6 protein-coding genes are annotated in these 17,038 nt (G+C 71.3%); all 6 read right to left on the reverse strand.

Going from position 1 to position 17,038, the window contains the following annotated elements:
* Nucleotides 1–80 precede the first annotated feature (80 nt).
* The 6 genes from ACSSS0_RS10575 to ACSSS0_RS10600 all read right to left on the reverse strand — a co-directional run bounded on the left by ACSSS0_RS10575 (nt 81) and on the right by ACSSS0_RS10600 (nt 16,951).
* Entirely contained in the window at nt 81–4,481 is a 4,401-nt protein-coding gene (locus tag ACSSS0_RS10575; protein ID WP_487231119.1) for a type VII secretion EssC family protein, read from the reverse strand.
* Nucleotides 4,478–7,237: a transglutaminase domain-containing protein gene (locus tag ACSSS0_RS10580; RefSeq protein WP_487231120.1), complete on the reverse strand. Its 2,760-nt coding sequence runs from the start codon at nt 7,235–7,237 to the stop codon at nt 4,478–4,480. The genes ACSSS0_RS10575 and ACSSS0_RS10580 overlap by 4 nt, the downstream gene beginning before the upstream one ends.
* Complete coding sequence (locus tag ACSSS0_RS10585; protein ID WP_487231121.1) at nt 7,234–8,733, reverse strand: DUF58 domain-containing protein; 1,500 nt, start codon at nt 8,731–8,733, stop codon at nt 7,234–7,236. The genes ACSSS0_RS10580 and ACSSS0_RS10585 overlap by 4 nt, the downstream gene beginning before the upstream one ends.
* Nucleotides 8,734–8,764: 31 nt before the next feature.
* On the reverse strand, nt 8,765–9,757 hold the full coding sequence (locus ACSSS0_RS10590) for an AAA family ATPase (protein ID WP_435984012.1): 993 nt from the start codon (nt 9,755–9,757) through the stop codon (nt 8,765–8,767).
* Nucleotides 9,758–9,821: 64 nt separating this feature from the next.
* A complete protein-coding gene (locus ACSSS0_RS10595; RefSeq protein ID WP_487231122.1) occupies nt 9,822–16,169 on the reverse strand; it encodes an Ig-like domain-containing protein in 6,348 nt (2,115 codons plus the stop codon).
* Nucleotides 16,166–16,951, reverse strand: a complete 786-nt coding sequence (locus ACSSS0_RS10600; protein ID WP_487231123.1) for a hypothetical protein — start codon at nt 16,949–16,951, stop codon at nt 16,166–16,168. The genes ACSSS0_RS10595 and ACSSS0_RS10600 overlap by 4 nt, the downstream gene beginning before the upstream one ends.
* Nucleotides 16,952–17,038: the final 87 nt, after the last annotated feature.

Here is a 17,038-nt window from a genome sequence, read left to right on the forward strand (position 1 = left end):
CGCGTCGGACACCGATGGCGAATGCCGTGTGCGTCGTCCGATTCCCTTGTGCGCCAATGCTTTCGGTGTGGTCTTCACACTCACGGGCGGGCCACCTGGAGGAGCTCGAACTTGCCCTTCTCGATGATGAAACCACGGCCCGGGGGGAGCTCTGCCCGGTTGAGGGCGGGGAGGTTGGCCTTGAAGACGGACAAGCCCTCGTTGCCGTCGGGGTGCAGGGCGAGGCCCGAGCGCGACGTCTTGAGCAGGGCCTGGAGGCCGAAGTTGCTGCTGAAGAAGGCGGCCTCGCCCTCGGCGACGACGAGCTGGTCGTTGTCGACGCAGGCTTTGGCCAGGGTCGTCAGCGCGTTCTCGGCACCCGACGGCGCGAGGTCGTCGATGCGTTCGACGAAGACGGCGATCGGCCTCGTGACGCGCCCCTCCTCGATCTCGGCAGCGAGCCGGCCCGCGAGGGCCGTCGTGGCCTCGCCACCGACGGCGGTCTCGGCCCAGATGCCGAGGTCGAGCAGCTCGGACGTGCGACGCGGCGTCATGAGGTAGAGCGCCGATCCCGAGCTGAACCGGAAGAGGCCGGCTGCGGTCGTGGCCACGGCCGTGGTGCGTCCCGAGCCGGACGGGCCGGTGATGATGAACGTGCCCTTGGGGTCGAAGCCGATCGGCTCGAGCGTCGAGGACGCGACCCCGACGACGGGACGCCCGCCGAACTCCGACGGGAGGTCTCCGAGCGGGATGACCTCGGCAAGGCTCTCGATCGGCGGGGCCTGGCTGACGCCGGCCTTGCGGGTCGCGTCGGCGAAGGCCTCGATCGCAGCGGCCTGCACGGTGACGTCGGACGAGCCGCCGAGCACCGCGACCTGGACCTCGGAGCCGGACATGAGACCGCGGCCGGGGGGCGAGGCCATCGTCAGGACGTCACCGGGCACGCCGAAGACGGAGTAGTCGTCGACGTTGCTCATGCGCAGGATGATCCGGCCCTGCACGGCTGCGGCGAGGTTCGTCGGCAGTCCGGTGCGCTGGTCGGACGCGATGATGAAGTGCACGCCGACGGGTCGGCCGTCGGCCGCGAGACCGGCGAGCATGTCGAGCCACTGGAAGCGGCCGCCGACCTCGTAGGCCTGGCGGAAGGCCGTCATGTTGTCGATGAGGACGATGACGCGCGGCTCGTCGGGACGGCCGGCGAGGCGCCGGTAGTCGGTGATCGTCGCGGCGCTGACGGCCGAGTAGCGCGAGGCGCGCTCGTCGATGGTGGCCCGGAGCGTCCGGATGAGGCGGATGACGCGCTCGTGGTCGCCGCCGGGGATGATCGAGCCGACGTGCGGCAGGGACTCGAGCATCGCGAGGCCGCGGTTGCCGAAGTCGAGGCCGTAGACGTGGCAGGGCCCCCCGCGCACCGTGTAGCCGGCCGCGATCGCCATCGACCGGAGGAAGACGGACTTGCCGGAGCCCGACGTGCCGTAGATCGCGATGTTGCCCTCCTTGTCGGGGCGGAACGCGATCTCGGGCTGGGCCTGGTTGTCGGGGTCGTCGGCGACGCCGAAGACGAGCTCGTCGTCGCGGCGCTGCGTCGGCAGGGTCGCGAGGTCGTAGACCGAGCGCATGTCGGGCAGCCACGGCTTGCGGGGCTTGGGCAGCTCGGCCACGCGGGCGGCGCGGCCGAGCGTGCTGACGAGCCGCTGGATGTCGGTGGGCCCGAGGTCGGCGGCCTCGTCGGCGCCCTCGACGCGCGGCGGCTCCCACTCGACGCCTCGGCCGAAGGTGAGCGTCTCGACCTTCATGTCGGGCGGCGGCGGGACGTCGGAGGTCCACCCACCGGCATACCCCGTCTGGAAGGGGACGAGCCGCCCCGGGCCGGTCTTGGACACGGCGCGGCCGGGCAGCGCGGGGTCGAAGAAGGCGGCCTCCTTGGAGCCGAGCACGTCGTCGGAGTCGTTCTCGTCGGCCATGCGCAGCGCCATGCGGAGGTTGGTGTTGGCCCGGAGGTTGTCCTTGATGACGCCCGCGGGTCGCTGCGTCGCGAGGATGAGGTGCAGGCCGAGCGACCGGCCTCGCTGCGCGACGTTGACGACGCCGTCGACGAACTCCGGCACCTCCTGGACGAGGGCCGCGAACTCGTCGACGACGATGATGAGCGACGGCGGGGCGTCGACCTCGCCGCGGCGCTCGAGCTCGACGAGGTCCTTGGCCTTGTGCCGCGCGAGCAGGTGCTCGCGGTAGTGCAGCTCGGCCGCGAGGGAGGCGAGCGCACGGCGCACGAGGTGCGGCGAGAGGTCGGTGACGAGACCGACGGTGTGCGGCAGCTTGACGCAGTCGCGGAAGGCCGATCCGCCCTTGTAGTCGACGAGGAGGAAGGTGACGCGCTGCGGCGAGTGGGCCGCGGCCATGCCGAGGATCCAGGCCTGGAGCAGCTCGGACTTGCCGGCACCGGTCGTGCCGCCGACGAGGGCGTGCGGGCCGTCGGAGCGGATGTCGACGGAGAAGGTGCCCTGGCTCGACTGTCCGACGATGGCGCGCAGGTTGCCGGGCTTGCGGGGCAGGACGGCGGGCGCGTAGGGACCGGTGAGGATCGAGCGCGACTCGCCCCACTTCTCGATGACGGCCTCCTCGGAGCTCGCGAGGTCGGTGCCGGCGAGGGTGAGGAGCGAGACGGCGCGTGGCAGGTCGCTCGCGTCGTCGACGGGGACGCCGGCGTCGACGACGGGGGCGAGCTGGCGGCTACAGGCCATCGCCTCGTCGTAGCCGATGCGGTCGACGGCGACGGGCTGCACCTCCTCGCCGGCGTGGACGTAGCCGGCGAGCGAGCTCTGGTCGTCGCTGACGACGAGGAAGGTGTGGCAGGCGGCCGGCAGCAGCTGCTGGGTCTCGGCGACCCAGAGCACGACGATGCCCTGGTGGTGGCCGCGCTCGGCGATGGCGACGAGGCGGCTGCGGTCGATCGGCGCGTCGCTCTCGACGAGCACGAGGACGGTCGGGCGTTCGGCGCTGGCCTGCTCCCGCTCCTTCGCGGTGCCCTTGGCCTCGATGATGTCCTCGAGGGCGTCGGCGAGCGCCGAGCAGGCCGGAGCGCTGGCAGCGAGGTGGTCGGTGCCGATCGGGCTGTGGGGCGAGGTCGTGTGCGGCAGCCACTTGAGGAAGTCCCAGTCGCGGGCCGAGCTGCCGGAGGCGAACGAGCAGACGACGAGCTCGGCGGGCGAGTGCAGCGCCGCGGTCTGGAGCACGACCGAGCGCGCGGCACCGAGGGCGTTGGCCCGCTGGCCCGCGACACCGATGGCGCCGTCGGCGAGCGGGGTCGCGACGATCGGCACGTCGTGCACGACCTCGAGGCCGTGCAGCTGCTCGGAGACCTCGAGCCACGCCTCGGCCTTGGAGCGGCCTACGGCCGGCATCTTGATGGCCGAGCGGGACGGGCGGGTGCCGAGCCCGAGCCGCAGCTCGGCGTAGCCGTTGCCGTCACGACGGCGGGTCCAGAGCAGGGCGCTGCGGTCGCGCACGGCCGTCAGGCAGTCGACGCCGCTGGGGTGCTCCCCGCGACGGGTGTGGCCCTCGACCTCGAGGGAGCCGCGGATGCGCTGCGAGAGCAGGGCGAGGTCCTCCGTGAAGTCCTCCATCGCCTGCTTGAAGTCCTTCTTCTGCTGGCGGCGGGACTCGTAGTACGTGCCCGCCATCATCATCGGCATCATCAGCATGAAGATGATCGAGAAGGCGCTGCGGGTGATGAGGTACATGACGATGCCCATGAGCAGCGGCACGATCATCGCGACGAGCGGCATCGGCTGGAGCTTGCCGCGCTCGGGCAGGTCGGGGACCTGCCACTCCTGGCCGGCGAAGAGGGGCGCGACGCGGGGTGACCGCGAGAACGCCACCGTGCCGGCGTCGCCCGACAGCACGCCGCTGCCGGGGCGGCTGACGACGCCGTCGCCCTGCAGGTGCACCTCGAGCTCGGTGTCGCCGACGCGCACGACGTCGCCGCTCTTGAGGTGGGCGCGGGTGACCTGCTGGCCGCCCGCGGTGATGCCGTTGGCCGAGCCGAGGTCGACGACCTCGACGACCTCCTGGATGACGAGCTTGGCGTGCTTGCGCGAGACGGACTCGTCGGACAGCTGCACCTCACAGCCGCGTCCGCGGCCGATGTATGCCGTCCCGCGGGTGAGCGGGAACTCGCGCCCCGCGTCGGGGCCCGACCGGATGGAGGCGACGGCCGCGGGACGGCCGCGGTCGACGAAGCCCTCCCCGGCGCGGGTCGTCGTGACGCGCATGCCGGACTGGAGTCCGCTCTCGGCGACGGTCGCACGGGGGTCGAGGCCGCGCATGTCCTGGTCGACGAGTGCGAGTGTCATCGCCGCGTCGATACCCAGCACGGTCGAGCGGTGCGGGTCGGCCGCCGCGAGGTAGGCGGCGAGGTCCCCGACCGTCGTGGCGGAGTCCGTCGTCGCGACGAGGTCGGTCTCACGGTCTCCCGACCGGAGGACGAACTTCAGCTTCACGCGTCACCCTTCGTGCTCTTCGAGGCGTTCGAGGTCGAGCCCGGTCCGCGACGGCTGCCGCCGCGGCGTCCTGCGTCACCGGTGCTCGGTGCGGTCGTGCCGATCCCGGCCTTGGTGGGCTTGCCCCGACGGGTGGGCTGCTGCGGCCGATCCTGCCGGCGCGAGGTCCGTGCGAGGGCGGGGCCGAGACCGGCGCCGGTGGGCAGGTGGTCGCGGAAGGTGCGCAAGGACACGTCGCCGCGCAGCTTCTGCCAGAAGGACTGCTCGCTGCGGATCCGCTTGCGCGCCGTCTCGACGTCGGCCCAGAAGGCGTCGACCTCCTCAGGGGTCGGCTGCGCGATGTCGAAGACGTGCCCGTTGGCCGCAGCCGCCAGCGGCACGAGCGCCAGGCTCGGGGCCGCCGTGGGCACCGCCTGGGTCTGTGGGGCCTCGCCCGGGCGGAGCGGCTCGGTGCGGCCCGGGTCGGTCAGCTCGGAGACCGACGACGTCGCACGGACGGGGGCGCCCATGAGGGCACCGTCGACGACGGGACTCGGCTTCTGCGGCGGCGGCCCGAAGACGTGCTCCTCGAGGGCACGCGCCTGCTCGAGACGGGTGCCCTTGACCGGCAGCGGCATCCGCATGTCCCGGGCGGTGTCGACGACCTCGCGCCACCCGCCGCTGACGCGGCTCGCCGTCTCGCCGATCGTGCGCCGGCGACGACGCCGCAGCCACTTGGCGAGCCGGATCGCGCCGTAGACGACGAGCAGGACGAGCAGCGGCACCACGACGAAGAAGATGAGCCAGCGCAGCCAGTCCGGCCAGTTGTCGGGGTTGAGCGGGTTCTCGTCGTCCTTGGGCGGGTTCTTCAGCTGCGTCGCGTTCTGCGCCTGGTCGGGGCCCTGGAGGACGCTCGGCGGGTTGTTGGCCGCGGGCGGCGGCACCTGGGCGCCGGTCTTCTTCTCCTCGGACTTCTGGATCAGCTGCTGCGGCTTCTTGTTGCGGTCCGGGATGAACTGCTTCCAGTAGATCGGCTGCCACGATCCGTCGGCCCTGGCGACCTCGACCCAGGCGTGGACGTCCTTGCCCTTGATGGCGCCGGTGGCGTCGGGCTCGGCGCCGAGGACGACGCGGGCCGGCACGCCGAGGCGGTTGGCGGCCAGGGCCAGGGCGGAGGCGTACTGCTCGTCGTTGCCGGCCAGCTGGGTGGCCTTCATGAACTGGGTCATGCGCCGGAGGCTGTGGCCGGGGAGGAAGACGTTCTGGTAGTCGCCCGGGGCGCCGCCGTCGGTGTAGGCGCCGTCCTGCATGGCCTTGGCGACGGCGACGACCTTCTGCCACTGGCCGTCGACGCGCTCGGTCCACGGCGATATCTTGTCGTCGACGAAGGTGAGGTTCTGGCTGTCGACGACGGTGCCGTCGGCCACCTCGACGTTCTTGGGCAGCTCGGCGTCGACCTTCTGGGCCAGCGCGCTGACGGTGTAGGTGTCGCCGGCCTGGAGCTTCTCGGGCAGGACACCGGTGTTGCTGTCGACGTTGAAGCGCAGGTCGTCGGCGAGCTGGTCCCCGCGCGAGCCGCCGAAGTCGAGGCCCGTGACGGTGCCGAAGGTCGGCAGCCAGACGTCGCTGTAGCCGCCGGCCGGCACGCCGACCGTCGCGGTGACCGGGTCGCCCACACCCTCGGCGGCGATGTGGCTGCCGACCTTGCGGAAGCTCGTCCCCTCCGGGTCGTCGCCCGTGCCGAGGTTGGCGACGTTGCCCGCGCCCCAGACGAAGTCGTCGTAGGAGTCGAGCGCCGCGATGCGCACGGGCACCCCGGCCGGCAGCCCCTTGACGGTGAGCAGCGTCTTGTCGAAGAGCTCGGCCCCGTTGGGCTCGGTGTACTGGCGGAAGCCGGCGAGCGGGGAGGCGTACTGGGTGACGTCGAAGGGCGGCACGAGCGAGGCACGGAAGACGGTGCGCTCCGCGCCGGCGGCGCCGGGCAGCATCGGGCCGACGAAGAAGCCACCCACGGTGGCGACGGCGAGGAGCGCCGCCGTCGTGACGGCGCGGGTCGTGCGCCCGGCGCCGTTCTGCAGGGCGGGCCGGTTGCGGTTGCTGCGCAGCGCCGTCCAGCCGATGGCGACGAGCGCGAAGACGGCGCCCTGGAGCAGCACGGCCGCGGGCGTCAGCGTGCCGAGCACGATCGACGCGACGAGGAGCAGCACCGGGGCGACGAGGGCCGTGACGGCGCCGGTCCACCGGCGCGCGACGCCGTAGGTCAGTGACGCCCCGACGAGCCCGAAGAGGAACGGCAGGGCCATGTAGGGGCCCTCCGAGTCGACGGGCGGGAGCGCGGTCAGCAGCTCCTTCCAGCCGGGCACGGCCATGTGCACGAGGGTCGCGAACGTCTCGCCCGACGGGATGAACCCCGCGATGAGGTCCTCGCGGACGGCGAGCGGCCCGCCGAGGAGGAGGTATGCCGCCGCGACCGCGAGCAGCGTCAGCACCCCGGGTGCCCGGAAGGTCGCCGTCACGTGCGCGACGAGCACTCCGATGACGAGACCGGCGAGGCCGACCCAGAGCCAGCCGAGGCCGAAGAACGTCGTGCGGAAGCCGACGAGGGCCAGGCCCACGAGCACGACGGTGAAGCCGGCGTCGACGAGGTGGGCGGTGCTGGGTCGCAGGCGGGCCAGCTGCGTGCGGACGCGCTCACCCGCGGTCGGGGGCGTGACGAGTGCGGACGGGGGCGGGGCCGGGATCGACCCGGCGGCGCCGGCGGACAGCGGAGAGCTCATCGGGCCACCCCTGAGACGAGAAGCGTGCGGAGGTCCTCGAGCGCGGCGAGCGTGAGGATGACGAGGCCGCCACCACGACGGATGCCGTGGTCGGCCTGCGGGTCGATGACGACGATGACGCGCGTCACCTCGGGCGGGAACTGCCCGGCCGCGCGCTGCAGCTCGATGAACGGACGGTGCGGACCGGTGACGATGAAGCAGGTGCTTGTGTCGGGGGCCAGCTCGGCGGCGTCGAGCGAGGTCGTGAAGAGGTCGACGGGACCGGGCTCGACGCGCGACATGGCGTCGAGACCGATCTGCGGGACGGACTTCGTGACCTTCTGCGGGCCGCAGACGATGGTGCAGTCCTGCTCGTCGAGCATGACGCGGACCATGATCGAGGAGCCGACCGAGATGGCCGTCTCGACGTCGGCCTGGATCGCCGTCGGGGCGTTCGCCGCCATGACGTCGCGCTCGACGTCGCGGTCGGCCCGGCCCGTCTTGCCGTGACCCGAGCGGTACTGCTCCGGGTCGGGGTCGACGAGGATCGTCACGTGCGAGCGGCGCGTGTCGAGGAACTGGCGCACGAGCAGCTTGCCCGCCTTGGCCGAGCTGCGCCAGTGGATGTAGCGGCGGTCGTCGCCGGGCTGGTACTCGCGCAGCGCGTGGAAGGCGAGGTCGCTCATCGAGACGTCCTCGGTGGTGCTGCCCTCGAGGTCGCGCAGCAGGCCGGCGCCGAGGGACTCGAGCGCGACGGTGCGCGGGTGGACGAAGAGCTCGGTGCGCTCGGTCCACGTCAGCGTGCGGCGCATGAGGCCGAGCGGGTCGCCCTGGACCGTCGTGGCAGGGCCGACCTGGATGACGCCGCGGCGCGAGGTCGGCACGACGAAGAGCTCCTCGTGGGCGTTGCCCGGGGTCAGGGCCGGCAGCGCGAAGCGCGCGGCCGACAGCCCCACGGGCAGCTCGACGAGGATCGGCAGCATCGGGGTGCGGGCCTCGTTGGTGACGAGGATGCGACCGGTCGCGGGGTCGCCGACGACGACCCGGCGCGGGTCGACCTCGGCGAGGATGCGGACCTTGGTGCGACCGAGGGCCAGGACGAAGCAGATCGCGAAGAGGAGCAGGGCCGCCGCGGCGACCATGAGCAGCTCGGTCCAGCCCCAGCGGGCCCCGACGAACCAGCAGACGAGACCGAGCGCGAGGATCGTCCACCCGAGCGGCGAGACCCACCGGAGGACGCCGGCGACCGGGCGCCACACGTCCTCGGTCTGACCCGCGACCTGCTCGATGGAGCGCGTGATCGGCGCGGTGATCTGGCGGATGCCACGGCTCGTCGTGCCCGTGACGGCCCGCGCGCGTCCGCCGGTCGTGGCTGCGGACGAGCCGGCCGACGGGCCTGCCGCCGACGCGGACGCCGCCACGGGCGCGCCGGCACCGGCCGGCGCTCCCTTGCGTGACGGCATACGGAAGCGGCCGCCGCGACGCGACGACGTGGCCCCCTGGTCCTGCTGGGTCATGCGGTCCCCTTGGTTGCTTCTGCGGACGCGGTCAGGCCGAGGCGCGCTCGGCCGGCGGCGCGATGTCGCCGAGGATCTGGTCGACGCACTGCTCGACGGTCGTGCCGGCGAACTGCGCCTCGGCGTTGAGCAGCAGGCGGTGGCTGAGGATCGGCTCGGCGAGCAGCTTGATGTCGTCGGGCACGACGTAGGTGCGGCCCTGGCTCGCGGCCCACGTCTTGGCGCAGCGCACGTAGGCGAGGCAGCCACGGACCGACAGGCCGAGCTTGAGCGACGGGTGACGACGCGACTCCTCGGCGATGCGGCTGACGTAGCCGAGGATCGCCGGGTCGACGTGCACCTCGTCGGCGAGCTTGGACATCTCGACGATGACGTTGCTCGCGATGAGTGGGCTCAGCGTCTTGGCGCGGTCACGCGTCTTGGCGTCGGCGAGGACGGCGATCGTCGCCTCGTGGTCGGGGTAGCCGACGCTCGCCTTCATGAGGAAGCGGTCGAGCTGCGCCTCGGGGAGGCGGTAGGTACCGGCCTGCTCGATGGGGTTCTGCGTCGCGATGACCATGAAGGGCTCACCGACGGAGTGCGGCTTGCCGTCGATGGTGACCCGCCCCTCCTCCATGACCTCGAGCAGCGCCGACTGGGTCTTCGGCGAGGCGCGGTTGATCTCGTCGGCGAGGACGATGGTCGCGAAGATCGGGCCGGGGTGGAACTCGAAGGTCTGCTTCGTCGGCTCGTAGATCGTGACGCCGGTGACGTCGCTCGGGAGCAGGTCGGGCGTGAACTGGATGCGGCTGTGCGTGCCCTGGACCGTCGCCGAGAGGGCGCGGGCGAGCTGGGTCTTGCCGGTGCCCGGGAAGTCCTCGAGGAGCATGTGGCCCTCGGAGAGCAGGCAGGTCAGCGCGAGGCGCGTGACGTGCTGCTTGCCGAGGACGGCCTTCTCGATGTTGCCGACGAGCTGGTCGAAGGTGTGCGCGAACCAGGTGACCTGCTCCTGCGTGATGCGACCTGTGGTGGGCGTGGCCGTCATGGGTGTCGTTCTCCTGTCATGTGTTTCATCGATCGTGGGGATTGGAATGCGGAGGCGCTGCCGTTCACCAACCCCAAGGTTGCGCCCGACCAGACGGCGAGTGCTTCTTCCCGTCCAGACCGGTACCGGTGCACTCCACGTTCACCCACCCACTGCCGAATCCGTAATACTTGCTGGACTGATTCGGGCCATTGGTCGGTTCGTGGGTGTAGTTCGTACCGTCGTCGTAGTTGTTTGGAAAGTCCCCGGGGTAGTGATCCGTAGTGATGAAGCAACTGATCGGGGTACCAGGCTTGAAGTTCGACAAGTGGTACCTGATCTTGTAACAGTCACCGCTGTCGCACCCGGCCACGGTGCCCGTTCTGTCTCCGTGGCCGACGGAGTCGACGGTCGGGTTCACAGGTGGAGGCGCGGCGTTCGTCCTGCCGGTGATCGAGGTGTACGGACCCCAGCCCGAGTCGGTCGCGAAGGCGCGCACCCGGATGGTGCGGGTGTCGCTGTAGCCGAGGCCGCCGATCGTCGTCGACTCACGGCTGGCGCCGAAGGTCTCGCTCTTGTCACCGGCCACCTGGTACTGCGTGATGGGGCGGCCGTTGTTGACCGGGGCGTTCCACGTGAACGTGATGCTGTTGTTGTCGTGGTTCTCGCCCGGGTTGCGGATGGCGTTGGTCGGCCCGTACGGGTGCACCCGGATCGCGTTGGACATCGGCGAGCAGTAGCCGGCGGAGTTGCAGGCCCGGATGGCGATGGTCCTCGACGTTGTGTCGAGGGGCCGCGTCGTCCCTGCCGTCGGGCAGCTGGCACCCGAGCACGGGAACGAGCCGGTGACTCCGTCGGTCGTCCAGTGGATCCGGTCGTAGCCGGCGGCGTGCGGGCTCCCGATCCGGTAGGTGATGTCGATCGTCTTGTCCTCACGTGGCGTCGTTGCCGTCAGGAGGGTCGGGGTGTCCGGGTAGCCGTTGGCCGTGTAGCTCGAGAAGTTGGCCTTGTCGGAGGTTGCCGGCCCGCCGTTGGTGGCCGTCACGACGTACTGGACCGTCTGGCCCTCGTAGGGGATGGTGTCGCTCGCGACGCGCGAGTCACCGCCGGAGCGGGTCGCGATGAGGTTCCACCCCCCTCCGGCGGTGCGACGGAACACGTCGTACTTCGTGATGGGCGGGCCGTTCGGGTCGGTCGAGGGCCAGGCGATGGAGACCTGGGCGTTGGTCTCGCCGGGCACGGGCTCCCGGGGACTCAACGTCGGAGCGGGCACCGCGGCCGGCTTGCCGAAGGACTGGGCCTTGACCTGGGCGCCGAAGGGGCCCCAGCCGGCCTCGTTGTTGGCCTGGACGCGGACGTTGTAGGCGTCGTTGTTGATGAGGCCGCTGATGACCTTGGTGAGGCCCGGCGCGGGCACCTCCGCCTGGCCGGTCGCGCCGGCGCTGCCGCCGATGTTGACCCACTGGACGCGGTACTTGAGCACCTTGCTGCCCTCGTTCGGCGGCTCGCTCCAGCGCACCGTCAGCTTGCGGTCGCCCGGCGTGATGTCGGTGATCGACGTCGCCTTGGGCTTGGTGTCCGGGCGCACCGTGTTGCTCCGCGGGCTCTGGTCGGACCAGCCCACGGGGTTGAGGCTGCGGACGGTGAACGAGTAGTCCTGACCGTTCGTCAGCCCGGTGATCGTGCACGGGGAGGACGAGCACGCCTTCGTGCCGCCTCCCGGTCCGATCGCGGTGACCTCGAAGCCCTGGATCGGCAGGCCGCCGTCGTAGGCGGGCGGGCGGAAGTCGACCCGCGCGCTGCTGCCGAGGATGCGGTCGGCGACCGCGGTCGGGGCGGCCATCGGGTCGGGCTTGCTGCGGACGCTGACGGAGACCTGGCCGAGCGCCGCGGGTCGACCGGGTGCGTCGACGGCCTGCACCGCGATGCGAGCGTCGCCGCGGCCCTTGTCGGATGCCGACACCGTGATCTGGCAGACGTTCTGCGTGACGCTGACTCCCGTGCCCGAGATCACCCGGGCCGACTGCACCTGGCACCGGGGGGCCGTGAGCGGACTGTCGAGGTACTGCGACAGGTTGACGGTGCGGCTCGTCCCGGCGATGAGGCCCTCGATCCGCACGGGACGCAGGGTCGCGGCGGGCGGGGCGCTGACGACCCGGACCTTGATCTTGTAGGACTCCGCGCCACCCTTGGCCTTGACCGTGACCGCACCGGTGGAGCCCTCCTGGGCGCCCGGCTCGGCCCGGAGGACGACCTGGCGCCCACCGGCGCCGGCCTGGTTCAGGTCGACGCGGTCGATGGCCGGGTCCCACGTGGCTTCGTACTGGGCGTTGTTCGCGTCCATCCCGGTGGGCAGCCAGGCGTGGCAGAGTCGCGGGATGTCGAAGGTGCGGGCCGGGCCGTCGGCGACGAGCCTGACCTCGTGGTCGGGGCAGCGCAGCACCGGCACGTCGGGCCCGATCTGGACCGGGACCGTCACGTAGGTCGTCTGGGCCGCCTTGTCGGCCGGACCCGTCGCGTTCGTCACCTCGAGCATGAGGGCGGCCGGACCGACGTAGCCGTTGGTCGAGGTGAGCTTGAGCTCGGTGCCGGACGAGAGCGCGGACTGGAGGTCCTCGTCGGGCGACGTCGAGATCGTCTCGGGAGACGTGACCGAGACCTTGCCGCCGCGGGGGTCGACGACGAAGTCGGCGAGGCTGACGTCGACCGTGGAGTCGGCGCCCATCTTGATGGTCTTCCCGTCGACGACGTAGGGCGCACCGTTGGTGCCGGCCGGCACGTAGATGAGCGCCATGGCCGAGGCGCCGTCGGCGTCCTCGATGACGTAGGGCACGACGCGGGCCTGCGGACGCAGCTGGATGCGCAGCTTGCGTCCCTCGCGGACGACGCCGTCGCCGATGAACTTCGTGATCTTGAGGCTCGCCTGGTCCCCGTCGAGGTCGCGGTCGTTGGCGAGCGCGTCGACGAGGATCGAGGTCTCGCCCTGCTTGGCCAGACCGGTGTCGTCGACGGCGATCGGCGGGTTGTTGAAGTCCTTCTGGCCGCGGACGGTCAGCGTCGACTTCGAGGCGTCGAAGAGCCCGTCGGTGATGCCGTAGGTCAGCACCTTGGCCGGGCCGTCGTCGGGCGCGACGACCTTGAAGGTGTCGTCCTTCTGCTTCTGGAAGTCCTTGAGGACGTCGGCGTCGTTGAGCGTCGACAGGTCGACGAACGAGACCGAGTCGCCGGCCGCGATGAGGTCGTTGGACAGGACGTCGGCGCGCACGGTGCGACCGGGGGCGGCGACGATGTCGTCCTCGACGGCCACCGGAGGCTGCGGGTCGCCCGGCTGGACGACACCGACACGGACGAAGCCCTCGCTCGTCAGGCCGAAGCGGTCGCGCAGCTGGTAGCGGATGACCTCCGTGCCGGCGCTGCGCGGGTAGGCCTCGTAGCGGATCGTCGCCGCCCCGAAGCCGAGCACGCGGCCCAGCTTGAGGTCGACGGCCTTGCCGTCCTCACCGACGATGCCGCTGACGAAGGTGAGGTCACCGTCCGGGTCGACGCCGCTCGTCGGCACCGTGATCGCCAGGGTGTCACCGGCGGTGACGCTGGCCGAGAAGCTGCGCGCCGCCGGAGGCTGGTTGGGGTACTTCACGGCGTCGGGCAGCGGGTTGATCGTCACGTTGATGCGACCGGTCACCGCCCGGGCCCGCAGGCCCTCGGGGTAGGTCGCGTACTCGAGGATCGCCGACTTGGGACCCTTGAGGGTCTCCTGGTCCGGGACGTAGCGCACGACGGTGCCCGACGCGAAGGCCTGGCCACCACCGGAGAGCACCTTGACGCTGGCGGGGTCGAGCTTGAGCGGGATGCCCTCGCTCATGGAGTCGTTGTCGAGAGCCGGGATGGTCACGGCGTCGCCGACCCGGACCGTCGCGACGTCGTCGACGACCGTCGGCAGCACCTTGTCCGTAGGGTCCGGCTTCTGGACGACGGACAGCTGGCCGACCGCCGACTTCGTACCGTCGCTGATCGTGTAGCTGACGGTGCCCCGTCGTGCGGACGTGGCCTCGAGTGGCTCCAGTGCCTGAACCCGGACCCAGCGACCCTGCACGACCGAGACGCGGAGCCAAGAGTCACCCGTGACGACGCGCTGCACGACGAGCACGTCGCTGCGCGGACTGTAGTCGTTGGAGAGCACGTCGGCGATGACCGGCGTCTGCCCGCGCAGCACGGCCGCGTCGGGGGTCGCGACCGGCGGCAGGTCGACCGAGGGGTTGGGCATGATGTCGACGCGGATGCGACCGACGCTGACACCGGAACCCACCTGGGCGGCATACGTCACCGTCGAGGTGCCGGGCGTCTGGCCCGTCACGGTGAGGACGTTGGTGTCGAGGTTGGTGTCGAGCGTCAGCTGGCCCGGACCCTTGACGGCCTGCGCGAGGCGCATGCGGGCCTGCGGGTCGGTCGGGTCGGCACCGGCGATGTCGTTGCCGAGCGGCTGGAGCTGCACCGGCTTGCCGACGACGGCGCGCAGCACGTCGGGCTGGGTCTTGGGCGGCACCGCCTTGCTGTCCTGCTCGCTCAGGACGTCGAGCGTGACCGACGCCTTCTGCGTGCCACCGCGGCCGTCGTCGACCTGGTAGTCGACGACCTGGTCGCCCTTGTCGCCCTGCGCCTTGACGGTGAGGGCACCCGAGCCGTCGACGCTGGTCGTCGTCGGGTCGAGTGCCGAGACCTGGATCGGGTCGTTCTCGGCGTCGCGCCAGTCGGCGATGACGCCGACGCGCACCGAGCCGCTGGCCACGACGGGGTACTTCGCCTGCGCGAGCTTCGCCTGGCCCGAGCGCAGCTTGGGCGCGGTGTTGACGTCGGCGCCGACGATACGGACGTTCACCTTCGCGGTGGCGCGGCCGTTCTTGGCCGTCGTGCCGTTGTTGACGGTGTAGTCGAAGGAGAACGAGCCGCTGGCCTCCTCGGGCACGGTGACCTGGACGGTCTGGCCGTCGGCCGAGGCGCTCGTCGAGATGCCGGTGGCCCCCGGCTGGCTGACGTCACCGGGCGAGATCGCGAGGATCGAGCCCTGCGAGTCGGAGTCGTTGTCGAGGACGTGCAGGGTCGAGGTGCGCCCCGGGCGCACCTGCAGGTTGTCCGGCTGCGCCTTGGGCGGCGTGCGGCTCACCTCGTCGTCGACGAGGTTCTCGTCCTTCTTCTTGTTCTTGTCGTCGGTCTGCGGCGGCGGGATGACCGAGTTCCAGTTGTCGATCTTGACGCGGTTGCGGTCGATGTCCCACACGTCACCGGAGTCGAGGTCGTTGAGGACGATGAGTCCGCGGTTGACGCGCAGCTTGACGCCGTCGGTGCGCACGCCCTTCTTCATCGCGCCGAGGTCGACCGTGTCGGCGTCGGTGGGGGCGCCGCAGTTGCGGCCGTAGTAGACGTTGGACGCCCCGGCCCACGCTGCGTGGATGCAGCTCGCCAGGCGCACGGGCGCGGAGAGGAAGAGCCGCTGCCCCGGAGCGCCCTGGCTCAGCTTCACGCCATCGGTGGTCGGACTGTCGCCGGTCAGGGAGACCTGTGTCAGCTGCGTCTCGTCCTGGATGAGGACGGAGGCCGCGTCGGGGCCGGGCTGCTGGAGCGCCGCGAAGGCGGGGTTGCCGGGCTCGGCGTTGCCGACCGACAGCTGCTCGGGCTCGGCGAGGGCGTCGGAGTAGAGCTTGCCCGTGGCGGAGTCCCAGACGGCCCAGTGGCTGCCGACGGCCGTCACCTGCGCCGACTTCGACGTGAACCCGAGCTTCGTCGTGACGGGCTTCGCGAACGCGTTGCCCTCGGGCCTCAGCAGGGTGACCGTGCCGACCTCGGCGGACACGGCATACACCGTGCCGTCGACGCCGACGGCGACGGCGGAGTTGCCGCCCACCTTGGCGAGCGGCTTGGCCTGCGTCTGCAGGGCGTCGAGGCCGGTGATGCCGCTCCGGTCGTCGACGCGCTGCGCCCGCAGCTCGCCCTTGGCCGGGTCGATCATCGCGATGGTGCCGCCCCGCACGTCGACGAGAGGAGCGGTGAAGACGCGGTTGCCGGTCGCCGTGCTCGGCTTCGGCACGACGATCGACTGCTCGGGGGCGAGGGTGCCCTCGGCCGGGTTGATCGGGACGATCTGGTTGCTCGCCTTGGAGTAGCCGACGATCGCCGCGCCGTCCTGGAAGATGTCGAGACCCGACCCGGTCGAGCCGTCGGACAGGACACCGGCGTCGAGCTGGCCGGCCGGCTTGTTGATGCGGCCGTAGCGCGCCTGCTCGGAGTTCGTGACCCAGATGCCGCCGTCGTTGAGGTCGGCCTTGCGGACGATCTCACCGTCACTGCGGGTGGCGAGCCACACGAGCAGGCTCGCGACGAGGGCGACGACGACGGTGGAGATGACTCCGACCCGTCGCTTGGTGGCGGCGGTGCTCATGCGTTCCCCTGTTCGGCGACGGCCATGCGGTCGTCGGGCCGGTTCTCTTCATCTGGCGTGGTGACGGTGGTGTCCGGGTCGTCGAGGAGGGCGAGGTCGTCCTCGGTGACGAGCTTGGTCGAGAGCGCATGCTCGACGAGCCGTGCCTTGCGGTTGGTGGCGAGCTTGCCGACGCCGCCGTGCAGGCCGCGCGTGCCGGCGTCGGCGAGCTTCTGGCAGACGTTGTCGAGCTTGCGGTTGAAACGGGTGATGGTCCAGCCGAGCCGGTCGGCGGCGGCCGCCGAGGAGGGTATCTGGCTCGTACCCGCCTCACGGCGGCGCAGGAACGGCTCGCAGAGCGCGACGATGAGCAGCTTCTGGTCGGGGGTGAACGACACCCGCCCGACCGTGGCCGCGCCGACCTCGTCGTCGTCGGACTCGGCCGGAGGTTCGGCCGTCACCGACTTGAAGGCCGGGCTCGCCACGTGGATCTCGAAGTCGTAGGTCGTCGGGCCGGCGGTGAACCAGACGATGAGCTGCTTCATCGCGAGCGGGATCTTCGCTCCCGGGTTGAGCCACGCCTGGAAGAGGCCCTGCTCGTCGGCGACCGTGGCCGTCAGGGTCGAGCCGGTGTTGCTCAGCCACCAGAAGCCGTTCTCGAACGACACGACGAGGAAGGTGCGGTGCAGGTAGGGGTTGTCATCCACCTCGACGTCGCCGGTCCGACCGATGGTCAGTCCGGTGTCGGGTGACACGGAGTACTCCTCGCCGCAGAACACGACGGTCACCTTGCTGTGGATCACGATCAGGTCCCCTAATCCCTGTCGACACGCTCTCGCGCGGGCGCTGCGGCTAACGATGTCCAGTCGCTGCGCGTTACGGACGTCTGT

Source organism: Terrabacter sp. R4-6, assembly GCF_057529065.1.